At 57.2% G+C, this 11,796-nt stretch carries 12 protein-coding genes; 6 read left to right on the top strand and 6 right to left on the bottom strand.

Annotated elements, in window-relative coordinates:
- The 4 genes from AC5JQH_RS16440 to AC5JQH_RS16425 all read right to left on the bottom strand — a co-directional run bounded on the left by AC5JQH_RS16440 (position 1) and on the right by AC5JQH_RS16425 (position 2,438).
- A complete protein-coding gene (locus tag AC5JQH_RS16440) occupies positions 1 to 831 on the bottom strand; it encodes a macro domain-containing protein (RefSeq protein WP_288944587.1) in 831 nt (276 codons plus the stop codon).
- Positions 832 to 985: 154 nt separating this feature from the next.
- Positions 986 to 1,390, bottom strand: a complete 405-nt coding sequence (locus tag AC5JQH_RS16435) for a VOC family protein (RefSeq protein WP_228224570.1) — start codon at positions 1,388 to 1,390, stop codon at positions 986 to 988.
- Positions 1,391 to 1,470: 80 nt separating this feature from the next.
- Positions 1,471 to 2,016, bottom strand: coding sequence for a DUF6624 domain-containing protein (locus tag AC5JQH_RS16430; RefSeq protein ID WP_493805764.1), 546 nt, complete (start codon positions 2,014 to 2,016; stop codon positions 1,471 to 1,473).
- Between the two features lie 104 nt (positions 2,017 to 2,120).
- Complete coding sequence (locus AC5JQH_RS16425) at positions 2,121 to 2,438, bottom strand: hypothetical protein (protein WP_053113006.1); 318 nt, start codon at positions 2,436 to 2,438, stop codon at positions 2,121 to 2,123.
- An 868-nt stretch (positions 2,439 to 3,306) separates the two neighbouring features.
- Between AC5JQH_RS16425 and AC5JQH_RS16420 the strand changes: the two genes are divergently transcribed.
- The 3 genes from AC5JQH_RS16420 (at position 3,307) to AC5JQH_RS16410 (ending at position 5,515) form a co-directional block, all read left to right on the top strand.
- Positions 3,307 to 4,332, top strand: coding sequence for a T6SS phospholipase effector Tle1-like catalytic domain-containing protein (locus AC5JQH_RS16420; RefSeq protein WP_008175850.1), 1,026 nt, complete (start codon positions 3,307 to 3,309; stop codon positions 4,330 to 4,332).
- 98 nt (positions 4,333 to 4,430) lie between these two features.
- Positions 4,431 to 4,763: an SMR family transporter gene (locus AC5JQH_RS16415; RefSeq protein WP_008175853.1), complete on the top strand. Its 333-nt coding sequence runs from the start codon at positions 4,431 to 4,433 to the stop codon at positions 4,761 to 4,763.
- A 26-nt stretch (positions 4,764 to 4,789) separates the two neighbouring features.
- Positions 4,790 to 5,515, top strand: a complete 726-nt coding sequence (locus AC5JQH_RS16410) for an SGNH/GDSL hydrolase family protein (protein WP_008175854.1) — start codon at positions 4,790 to 4,792, stop codon at positions 5,513 to 5,515.
- A 15-nt stretch (positions 5,516 to 5,530) separates the two neighbouring features.
- Here the strand turns inward: AC5JQH_RS16410 and AC5JQH_RS16405 are convergent, their stop codons facing one another.
- Complete coding sequence (locus AC5JQH_RS16405) at positions 5,531 to 7,189, bottom strand: acetolactate synthase large subunit (protein WP_008175856.1); 1,659 nt, start codon at positions 7,187 to 7,189, stop codon at positions 5,531 to 5,533.
- Positions 7,190 to 7,247: 58 nt separating this feature from the next.
- Positions 7,248 to 8,861 (bottom strand): FAD-dependent oxidoreductase, encoded by a 1,614-nt coding sequence (locus AC5JQH_RS16400; protein WP_273155926.1) that lies wholly within the window; start codon positions 8,859 to 8,861, stop codon positions 7,248 to 7,250.
- 88 nt (positions 8,862 to 8,949) lie between these two features.
- On the opposite strand from AC5JQH_RS16400, the gene AC5JQH_RS16395 reads away from it, so the two are divergent.
- The 3 genes from AC5JQH_RS16395 to phnD all read left to right on the top strand — a co-directional run bounded on the left by AC5JQH_RS16395 (position 8,950) and on the right by phnD (position 11,791).
- Positions 8,950 to 9,963, top strand: coding sequence for an AraC family transcriptional regulator (locus AC5JQH_RS16395; RefSeq protein ID WP_092030138.1), 1,014 nt, complete (start codon positions 8,950 to 8,952; stop codon positions 9,961 to 9,963).
- A 128-nt stretch (positions 9,964 to 10,091) separates the two neighbouring features.
- Positions 10,092 to 10,931 (top strand): phosphonate ABC transporter ATP-binding protein, encoded by an 840-nt coding sequence (gene phnC / locus AC5JQH_RS16390; protein WP_008175863.1) that lies wholly within the window; start codon positions 10,092 to 10,094, stop codon positions 10,929 to 10,931.
- Positions 10,928 to 11,791: a phosphate/phosphite/phosphonate ABC transporter substrate-binding protein gene (gene phnD / locus AC5JQH_RS16385; RefSeq protein WP_008175864.1), complete on the top strand. Its 864-nt coding sequence runs from the start codon at positions 10,928 to 10,930 to the stop codon at positions 11,789 to 11,791. The genes phnC and phnD overlap by 4 nt, the downstream gene beginning before the upstream one ends.
- Positions 11,792 to 11,796 lie beyond the last annotated feature (5 nt).

Raw genomic sequence — 11,796 nt, 5'->3', positions numbered from 1 at the left:
TCAAATTCCATTTTCTATGGCTTTAATATCCAATAGATTTATAGAAGCAATTTTATCTTTGTGAATGACAATGTTTAATTTCGCTGGATATTTGAATTTCATTTCACTCACTCGAAATGTCCAAAGCATTATCTTGAGCAATTCCTCATCACTGATATTTTTATGTTCTTTAATTCGAGTTATGCCAGACCCAAATATTGGAACCGAAACACTTTTCTGAGAATAAACTCGGTTAACGCTATCCCAAAAATTTATCAAGAATTCTAGATACTCAGGCATGCTAAGAACCGCTTTATTCTGGCTATCAAACTTCGAAAATGCAGCCAATAAATAGTCATCTATAAGACAAACGGTTCCTAGTTTGTATTTTTTTGACTTTCCCGTGCGTTTAACATCTCCATCTACTATCTCGCCATCCTCAAATGGATAATCTTCGATAATTTGATCCAGCTCAGCCACTGATAAGTTGGAGTGTTCATTGATGTATATTCCATTCAGTGAGTTCTTGGAAATAATCCTATCGTCCACTTGAGTATCGAAATATTCATTAAATGCTATCGCTTTAATGCCGCTCTGACTGAACAAATCTCCGGTCAATACTGATACTTTGCTTCCATCAATTGAAAGATTCAGGTGTCTGAGATTGTTGTATCTCCACCACAGAAATAGGTACAAGCCAGCAAAGAAAAGTACAACTGACAAACCGGCACAATATTTATACTTATCGGAAACATCAATAAAAATGAAAGCTATCGAGAAAATGGCCGATATTATCGACATCATTTTCAAGAACTCCTGCCGTATGGACTTGTCTGTAATCTTAACTTTCAATCTATGCTTCCTTTTCCTTGATCAATGATTTTGTAGCCCGATGGCTTGGGCATATAACGCCAACAGCACGCGCGGCTGCGGAATGGAGGCGAAGCCGCAATGTAGTAGACGTCGCCGTGCCTGTGATTGTTAGGAAATGCCGATGGTCCCGACATTACGTCAGATCCTGATAAGGGTTATAGGCTACTTCCCAGTAATGACCCTCCGGATCTTGAAAGTAACCGGAGTAACCGCCCCAGAAAACCTCCACCGCTGGTTTGATAAGTTGGGCACCTGCGGATACAGCCTGACTAAGAACAGCATCAACTTCTGACTTGCTTGCTACATTATGGGCCAATGTAATGCCGGAGAAGCCAGCCTGAGTGGAAATGGCTAACCCGATGTCCTTGGCTAACTCTTCCCGCGGGTAAAGTGCTAACCAGGTTCCCTCCAGGCTGAAAAAGGATATATTGCCACCTTCAAAGTCGTGCTTTGGCAGACCGAGCCCCTCGCCATAAAAACGGGTGGCCCTCTCCAGATTCTCCACACCAAGCGTGATGATGCTGATCTTCGGTTTCATGATTTCCTTCCTAACGCAGAGCGCACCGGCGACTTTGACGCAGCGAAGCGGAGACAAGGGCGTCCGAGTGCCGCGTTTTGTTAACTGGATTGTTCGATATTGGCACGGCGCTTTCGCTCCTGCTCAGTCATTTGTTCCTGACGCTCCTCAATGGAGTTCAGCCCAAGACGCGCGCGGCGTTCATTAACCGTAGCAGAATCCTCAATAGGAAACGGTGTCGGCCAACCGTTTTCATCAACATCAAACTGAGTGCCGTAGTATTGAGGCTTCCCAGCTAGAGTGCGCACCCGATCCTGAAGGAATGCCAACTGCCAGCCCGCTACATCCTCTCTTGCAACGGCATCTTCTAGTAGGGAGACACACTCTCCCATGAACTCGGGATCTGAAACGGAATGCTGAACGACCAGCCATGCAGCTTTGGCACCCTCTGCCCCAACTGACGAAACGCCAGGCCAACCGTATGCACCAATAATCTCTTTCAGGCGAGAAGCATTCTGCTCATGCAGAGCTTTCATCCGGGGATGATAAGACTCCGATGGCAGCTCTCCGGAATCGAAGAGTTGCTGCAATAATCGCTGGTCTTCTGCCATCATGGTGATCAGCTCTTCTGCAAGATTCTGATTCATGGGCTCCTTCCCAGTTAACGCTTTTGTTTAGCGGCGCACATGCAGCGCAGCGAAATGGGCGTCCGGTGTAGGGCCGGAGGCCCGGAACGAACTACAACTACTGGTTATGCAATTTTGCCGAGCCCGAAGTAGATGGCTGCGACAAAAAGCACCAAGTACAGCAACATAAAAGACAATCCGAATACGCCTTTTTGCCAAAACCGAAGCCCCAATTCATCAAATTCCTTGATCGCAACTGCCGCAGAAAACGCAAGGTAACCAAAGGCATAAACCACCAAGAGAAAGATCAGTCCATGGATAACGAAGGTGTTGCTGCCTGGCTTATCAAGCCCACGAGTGAGAAGCGCTGCTGCCACCAGCATTGCAGTTGGCGAAACAAGGCGTTTTATCGCCGAATCAATGGTATCAAGGACTTCCTTCACCTCACCCTCCTTGGTTAGATCTCAGTACCTGCATAACGCTGAGGTAACCGGTGCAGGAGCGCCAGCGGAGGGAACCAAAAGCGGTACGCTTTTGGCGTCCGGTTGACCGCCTTGTTAATGGCCGTTCACCACCGTGGTTGAGCCTGACACCCAGGCCGCATGCCCTCTCCCGGACAGCTTGCACCAACTCGACGGATGGCGAAAGGAACCAGAACGCAAAAGCCGCCGACCCGATTACCATTTAAGACGGACGGCCCCACGACTGGGGCACGTCATGAATACCGACACTGCTGGGCATTGTGGCAACCAAACCAGACAGCGAATTTTCCGGCCTTGGCGATCACCAGAGTGAGCGGGCTTACAACCAATCCCGGTGCCAAGGCCTTTGCACCCCACTTGCTAAAAACTCACGAATGCCGGGCCAATAACAGTTAATTATACGAACGCGTTCGTATATCACCCGTTCGTAAAACTCCATTCAAACACGCTCAAGAAAAAACGAACTTCTTCAGTAAAAACAATCCCTTGAGCACCAGTTACCACGGCTACCGCGGGAGTTATACGCCCTCTTTTGAGCCACTCCTGCTCCTTCGGTGGGCGTATAACTCCACCCAGTCTTTTCCATCTTTCCAACCCTATCAGATAGTTACCGACATTTCTCATTTGGCATCTGGAGTTTTGCGAACGCATGCGTATAACTCCAGCACCCGGCGCCTCGACACTACCCTCTCACTTGCATACCTGAGATACTCACCTATATCCACCAAACAGGATGTACCGGTCGTCTCCATACGCCGGGCGGTGGGCAAGGCTGCTCCCCTTTCGACAGGCGGGGCACAGGGAAACAACACGACAGGAGGTCACTCCCATGAAACGCATTGCTGTCTGCTTCGATGGCACCTGGAATCGCCCGGAAGAAATCCTGGGTGAGGACTTTCCCACCAACGTTCTGCAATTTGCCCGCGCCATCCGGCCTACCGACGGTAACGGGGTGGAGCAGGTGGTGTTCTACGACTGGGGCATTGGCTCCTACCACGATTCACTCCGCGCCGGCGCCACCGGTTACGGGCTGGAGAAGAACGTGATGGACGGCTACCGGTTTCTGGTGCACAACTACGAGCCCGGCGACGAGATTTTCCTGTTCGGGTTCAGCCGCGGTGCCTACACGGCCCGAAGTCTTTGCGGAATGATCAACAACTGCAGCATTCTGCGAAAAGAACACGGCAGCCGGATCGAGGAGGCCTTCAAGCTCTACAAAACCAAGAAGCACAAGGCCAACGGCGACCACTCCATGGCCTGGAAGGCGAAATATTCGCTGGAGCGGCGCACGCCCATCCGGTTTGTCGGGGTGTGGGATACCGTGGGTGCCCTGGGCCTGCCCTTTACTTTTTTCGGCCTGATCAAGGATCGGGACCTGTTCTACGATTGTAAGATCGGCAGCAACATTCGCGTTGCCCGTCACGCGCTTTCGCTGGACGAGCAGCGGGAGGATTTCGAACCCACGCTCTGGGAGCCGCGAGACGGCACCGATCTGGCCCAGGTCTGGTTTGCCGGGGTGCACTCGGACGTAGGCGGCGGTTACGAGCCAGACAAACAGGGCCGCACCCTGGCGGATATCCCCCTTCTGTGGCTGAAAGAGGAAGCGCAAAAACACGCCCTGGTGTTCAATGATTCCCTGCCCGCCGTAACCCACGCCAACGCCGATCAGCACAATGAGTACAAGGGCAAGTACAAGTTGCTGGGCAAGCTGGTGCGCGAGATACCCCCGCCCGAGACCAACCGCACCTGGGTGCATCCCACCGTGAAAGAGCGCTATGCCGGCGGCTACCGTAGCGAGCCCATCGAGCAGTACAACAAGCTCCACGGCCAATGGCCACCGCTCTGGCCGGGATAAGCCCGCGCGTTATCGGCCTGGTTTTTGATAGACTCCGCAGCCACAGAGTACCGTTCGGTCGTGCCGGACGGCTGTTCACCAATAGGGGGCTGTAAGTTGTGAAGAGCTGGATTTTTCTGGGCGTTGCCATCGTAGCGGAAGTGATAGCCACCACCGGCCTGAAAGCCAGTGAAGGGTTCACCAAACTCTGGCCCAGCCTGCTGGTGATCGCTGGCTATACAATTGCCTTTTACTTCCTCTCGCTGACTTTGAAGGAAATTCCCGTAGGCGTGGCCTATGCCATCTGGGCGGGGATGGGCGTTGTGCTGGTGGCACTGATCGGCTGGCTGATTTACGGGCAGGCTCTGGATGCCGCCACTGTGATTGGTATGGCGCTGATCATCACCGGTGTTGCAGTGATCAATCTGTTTTCCAAGTCAGTCGCTCACTAACCTGTCGGTAAAACCGGAGCTTCTCGATGCACCTCCCTTTCTGGCTGACGACTACCCTGCTCTTTCCGGTACTGCTCTACCAGGGCAAACAGGCGCGCCGCACAACGCCCAGGCTGCCGGAGGCCGGTGGCTCTCCGTGCGGCCAATATGGCGAAGGTACTCCCGCCAGGCGAGTCCTGGTGATTGGCGAATCCACGGCGGCCGGTGTGGGTGTTGAAACCCACGATCAGGGCCTGGCCAGCCAGTTGGCAAGGGAAATCCACGAGCGCACGGGCCAGACCATTGCCTGGCATACCTTTGGGGTCAACGGCATCCGGCTCGGGGCGTTGATTCACACGCTGGAAACCGCCGAGTTGCCAGAGGCGGATGTGGTGCTGTTGAGCATGGGGGTGAACGACACCACGGGCTTCACGCCCCGCTTTCGTTTCCGCCGGCAGTTGCAGGCATTGCGTGAATTGCTGGCGCCACGATATTCAGGGCCTATTCTGCTTTTGAGCGTGCCGCCGATGCATCTTTTTACGGCGCTGCCCTCGCCGCTTCGGCATGTGATGGGGTGGCGGGCCAGGCAGCTGGATAACCTCTATATCCGGCTGGCGCGCCAGTTTCCTGAAGACTTCCGTTACGTGAACTACCCGGTGGTTACCGATCCTGAGCTTCTTGCCAGGGATGGCTATCACCCCGGCCAGAAGGGCTACCGCTATATTGCCGAGGCACTGGCAGACAGGGTCAGCCCCACCAATCGGTCAGGCTAACCCTTCCTTCCCCCCTCAGGGCGCCAGCTTGCGCTTCAGCGCCTTGGAAACCGACAGCGGCAGGCTCGGCAGTGAGCGCAGCATCCAAGGCAGTATCCGGCGCTTTACCCCGCTCAGGGATTCCGGGATCACGGCTTCAATAAGGTGTGGGCCCGGCATTCTCTGGGCGTATTCCAGGGCTTTTGCCATTTCCTCAGCGGTGTGCACCCGCACGCCGTGAACGCCCATGCCGTTGGCCATTTCCGCAAAGTTGATCACCGGGCCCCGCAGGTCCAGCTGGGACTTGGCCTTCTCTCCGGCCTCTTCGGCACCGACCCGCTCCAGCTCGATGTTGAGCACGGAGTAGGAGGCGTTGTTGAAGATGATGGAGGTGACGTTCAGCTGTTCCCGGGCCATGGTCCACAGGGCCTGAATGGTGTACATGGCGGTGCCATCGCCGATCAGGGCGATAACCGGCCGGTCCGGACAGGCTACGGCAGCACCCACTGCATTGGGCAAGCCCTGGCCGATGGCGCCGCCGGTGAGGGTAATCATGTCGTGGCGGGGTGCACCGGCGGTCATGACCGAAAGCATCAGGCTGGAGGTGATGCCCTCGTCCACGATGATGGCGTTCTCGGGCATCAACTCGCCTACCGCTTTGCAGACTTTCTCGGCAGTCAGCTTGCCCCGTGGCCGGCCCGGTCGCTTCTCGGGCTGGAGCTTCGGCTGCGCCTGGCTGGCACCAACGGCGGCGTTGAGTTTGTTAAGGCTGGCCAGAATATCCTGGTCCGGGGCGGCCAGGGTGTGTACCTGGCAGGTATCCGGCACCAGGTAGCTCTTCTTGCCGGGATAGGCGAAGAAGGAAACCGGCGCCTTCGAATCCACCAGGATCAGCTGTTCGATGTCGGTCAGCTGCACCGTGGCGAGTTCCGCCAGGTAGGCGATCCGTTCGATGTAAGGCAGGCCGGCACCCCGCTCCATGCGGGTAGGGAAGGTTTCCGCCAGCAGGGTAACGCCGCTGTGGGCGGCCAGTTTGGCGGCCGCCAACATGCTGGGCTCTCGCAGGGAATGGCCGCCCATCAACAGGGCGGTTTTCTTGCCGGAGCGGATAGCCTTGGCAATGGCTTCCACGGTGGCATCGTCTGCCGGCTCCGGTGTCGGCGGTGCCATGGGCGCACTGGGCACACCGCCCTCGCCCCAGGACACATCGGCCGGCAGAATCAATGTAGCTACCTGCCCGGGTGCCGTACGGGCCGCCGCGATGGCTTCGGCGGCATCCTGGCAGAGGGTTTCCGTGCTCTTGGCGGTGCGCACAAACCCCGGGGACACGTTGCGGGCTACGGTCTCGATATCCGACTGCAACTGGGCATCGTACTTCACGTGGTAGGTGGCGTGGTCGCCCACAATGTTCAGCACCGGCACTTTGCCCTTGCGGGCGTTGTGCAGGTTGGCCAGGCCGTTGCCCAGCCCGCAGCCCAGGTGCAACAGCGTGGCGGCAGGTTTGTCGGCCATGCGGGCATAGCCGTCGGCGGCGCCGGTGGCGACCCCTTCGAACAGGGCAAGCACCGCCCGCATCTTGGGCTCGTCATCCAGGGCGGCCACAAAATGCATCTCGCTGGTGCCGGGGTTGCTGAAGCAGACCTCAACGCCGGCATTCACCAGGGTTTTCATCAGGGCTTGAGCGCCGTTTGTCATTGTTGTTCTCCAAGCTTTCCGGGTTCGGGGTTTTGGTTATGTGTTTTGCCCACAGGATTCAGCCTCCGGCCACGATGGCCCGCACCGCCGCCCGGGCTGTCATGATGCAGCCGGGCAGGAAGGTGCCTTCCAGGGAACGTTTTCCGTTCGCACCGCCGCCGCCAAAGCCTGCCGCCTCGCCGACACAATACAGGCCTTGAACCGGCTGCCCGTGGGCACCCAGGACGCGGCTTTGCAGGTCGGTTTGCAGGCCACCCAGGCTCTTGCGGGTAATCAGCTGCATTCGGATGGCGATAAAGGGGCCGGCGCCGGATTTCTGCAACGGGGCCGGCTTGCAGGTGCGCAGGCGATCCGGCTTCCATTCCCGGGCATGCTGGATCATCCGGATCTGGGGGTCGTCGTGGAGGCTGGTGCCTGCCGCGAAGTTGGCATCAAAGGCATCCGCGGTAGCCTTGAGTGTTGCCGGGTTGATGTCGTTGGAGCAGGTCAGCGCGTTCATCTTGCCGGCCAGATCCGTCAGGCTGTCGGCCACCAGGAAGGCCCGGCTTTCATGCTGCATCTGCCGAATCAGGGCGTGGTTGCCCAGCAACAGCTCTTTCACAAACTGGGGGAACTGTTTATCCCGGATGCGGGCATTATGCTCGGCGCCCGAGATGGCAAATTCCTTGGCGGCGATGCGCCAGTTAAGCAGGTGCCAGGTCCAGGGCTTTTCCTGCTCGGCCACGCGCTGGCACAGCCAGTGGGTATCGAAGCCGGTCACCAGGGGTTCCGGGCCAATCCGTTCACCCCGGTGGTTCAGCCACAGGGCCGATTTACAGGGAATGGTGGACAGGCCGTGGCCCGGAAAATGGGGGTACGGATGCGGGAAGCCGGCCGCGTAGTTCCACATTTCGCCGGCGTGGGTAATCCGGCCTCCGAGGGTGTCGGCCACCCAGTGATGCATGCGGCCATCGGCATAGGGGTGGGCACCATTCAGCATGCGGGTGGGTTGCGGGCGATCAACCGGCCAGTTCGCGCGGCATTCCTTGTGGCTGCCGTTGATGCCGCCAGTGGCCAGCACCACGGCCGACGCCGCGAAGCGAACTTCCTCTCCCGTGGCCTCGTTGATAGCCAGGGCGCCGCTGACTTTTCCCGCTTCGTGGTCCAGTTCGGTAATGCGATGCTGGTGCAGCAGCGTGAGCTTTCCGCTGGTGTTCTCCCGGTGCAGCGCGGTCATCAGGCAGCGGACCAGTTCCCGGGCGGTGCCCCACACCACATGGTACCGGGGCAAACGATTCCCATCGCCGAAACGGCCGCGCTCAACCCAGTTCACGGCGGGCAGAAATTTGATGCCTTCGTTGCTGAGCCAGTCGTAAACCTCGGAGCGTGAATGCTCAACGTAGTAACGGGCCCATTGCAGGGGCAATTCATCGTCGGGGGCCAGCTCGCCAAAGCTCAGCCAGTCTTCCAGGGCAATCTCTGGTGTGTCTGCAATCTTCATACGCTTCTGCAGCGGCGTGCCCACCAGCATCATGCCGCCAAAGGCCCACAGGGCCAGGCCTCCCATGCGCTCTTCGGTATCCCGGTCTGCCAGGACAACGGACTTGCCGGCGCGCAGGCCTTCCAGGGCGGCGACAATCCCAGCCAGCCCTCCACCGACTACCAGAATATCTGAGGAAATTACCTTGGCCATATCGCATCCGACCTGATCGCAATGAGTTGTCAGCTTTAAAGATATACCGGTACCATGGCTTTAAAATTGACTTCAGAGGCCAACAAAATTGACGTTAGAGGCCACGGTTTCCATTGGATGGGTTAACACCGTCATCGGTGCTGCCGAGAGACTGTCTTTAAACGCCAACCAACTGCTGGCAGAAGCCGGCATTCCGGAAGCCGCCTGCGAACTGGAGCGCTGGCCGATCGACGATATTACCCGACTCTGGCACGCCGCCGAACGCTGCACCGGCGACCCGGGCTTTGGTTTGAAGGTGGGAGCGGAGTTCTCCCCGATGAGCATCAGTGGCGTGGGTTTTGCGCTGCAATCTGCCGCAACCCTGCGGGAGGCCATTGTGATGGTGCAGCGTTTCCAGCGGCTGATCTCCGATGGCGGGCGGTTCCAGATTGTTGCCGGCAACACAGCCACCTGGCTGGTTTACCATCCCAGGCAGGGCCGGCTGGCCTTCAGCCCGCACCAGATCGAAGCGGTGCTGGCGTCGGTGGTGGGGTTCGGAAGCTGGGTTACCGGCACCCGGATGCAACCATCCCGGGTGCAGTTCAGCCAGCCCCGGTTGGGGCCGTTGGCCGGTTACCAGACCGTATTCAATTGCCCGGTGGAGTTCGAGCAGGCGTTCAGCGGTGTTCAGATCGACAACGCCGTTCTGGACCAGCCCCTGCCCCAGGCGGACCCCCAGCTTGCCCAGGTGCACGAGCGCTACACCAATGCCCGCCTTGCCGCCCTCTCCATCAACAGTGCCTCAGTGCCAGAAATACGAAGATGGCTCACTGCCCGGATAGGCCCGGTTCTGCCCCGCCGGGCAGACGCAGCCGAAGCCCTGGGCATCAGCGAACGCAGCCTGGCCCGGCGGCTCCGGGAACAGGGCCAGACCTTTGACGGGCTGGTCGACGACGTGCGCCGTGAAAAAGCCCTGCAGGCGGTCGTTGATTTCAGCGCTTCCCTACCTGAAATCGCCGAAGCGCTCGGGTTTGCCGAGGTAAGCACGTTTTACAGGGCATTCCGGCGTTGGACGGGCATGCCACCGGTGCGGTGGCGCAAGCAGGAAAACCTGACTTCGTAATTCTTCTTCGGCCGGCGCAAATGGTCACTAAGGTGTCACGTCACTGACACTGCATTGTCACCTCTCAGGATTAGCGTTGCATTGTAAGTCGCAATCAAGCGAGCTTATTCATTGCAAAAGGTGATCCAATGACGCCTGCTTCATACCCCGACATGATGCTTCGCATTGAGGACATGGGGGTGACTTACCCCGGCAATGTCCTTGCTCTACGGCCAACCACCGTTGATTTCAACAAGGGCGAATTTACGGTCCTGCTCGGCCTTTCCGGTGCGGGCAAATCCACGCTTCTGAGGTCACTCAACCACCTGGTGCAGCCAACGGCTGGCAAGGTCGTTTCGGCGGAATTTGGTGACCTTGATAACCGCAGAACCGTTCGGCTGCACCGAAGCCGCACTGCCATGGTGTTCCAGCACCATCAGTTAATTGAGCGCCACACTGCACTCCAGAACGTACTGACGGGCAGGCTTGCCTATCACAGCACCTGGCGCAGCCTGTTACCAATGCCCAGGCGCGATCTTGAACTTGCCCTTCACTGCCTTGAACGCGTTGGACTTGCCGACAAAGCCCTGGCCAGGATTGACCAGCTGTCTGGAGGCCAGCAACAACGAGTTGGCATCGCGCGCGCACTTGCACAACAGCCCTCAATGATCCTCGCGGATGAACCCGTTGCCAGTCTGGATCCGGCGACGTCGGAAAAGGTACTGGGGTTACTGCGCGATATCTGCCAGGAAGACGGTATTACCGCTGTTATTTCACTGCATCAGCTGGAATACGCCCAACGCTTTGCAGACCGAATCATCGGCCTGGCGAATGCCAGGATTGTGTTCGATGCACCACCTGCAGACTTGAAGCAACACCACCTGAATGAGATCTACCACGGAAACTACGAAACCAAACCCCGAACCGTCCCGGTTCCCGCCACCAAACCCGTTAACCCCCAACCGAAGAAACTGGAGATAGCCCGATGAAAGCGTTAATGAACCTCTTGATAGCACTCTGCCTGGTGACAGGATTGAATTCGCAGGCACTCGCAGCGGATCCAGACCCTGATCTTCTGAAAGTTGCTCTCCTGCCCGATGAAAACGCCTCTGAACTGATCAAACGCAATCAACCACTAAAAGACTATCTGGAAAGCACGCTTGGCAAGGAAGTTGAGCTGATCGTGACTACCGATTATTCATCAATGATTGAAGCCATGCGCTTCGGACGTATCGACCTGGCCTACTTCGGCCCTCTGTCCTACGTGATGGCCAAGAGCAAGAGCGACATCGAACCCTTTGCAGCCATGATTGTGGACGGCAAGCCAACGTACCGCTCCATCATCATTGCCAACGCAGACGCCGGGGTTGAATCCTATGCTGACATCAAGGGCAAGAAGATGGCCTACGGTGATCGGGCCTCTACATCGAGCCACCTGATTCCCAAAACTGTCCTGATGGAATCTGCGGGCCTGGAAGCCGGCCGTGACTATGAGGCACATTTCGTAGGGTCCCACGACTCTGTGGCAGTGAATGTGGCAAATGGCAACGCAGAAGCCGGCGGCCTGTCCGAGGTAATTTTCCAGCATGTGATGGATCGTGGCCTGATTGACCGCAATAACGTGAAGGTTCTCGGATATAGCGGCGAATTCCCCCAGTATCCCTGGGCCATGCGCTCAAATCTCGCCCCGGAGCTGAAAGAAAAGGTTCGAAATGCCTTCATCAGCATCGACGACAAGGAAATCCTGAGCAACCTCAAGGCTGAAGGCTTTGCTGCTATCTCCGATTCGGATTACGACGTAATCCGGCGCATGGGCAGCCTCCTGAACCTCGACTTTGCCAAGATGTGAGGAAA

This window comes from Marinobacter sp. H13 (genome assembly GCF_059072335.1).
The sequence above is the reverse complement of the archived record's forward strand: the minus strand, read 5'-3'. Positions and strand labels throughout refer to the sequence as shown.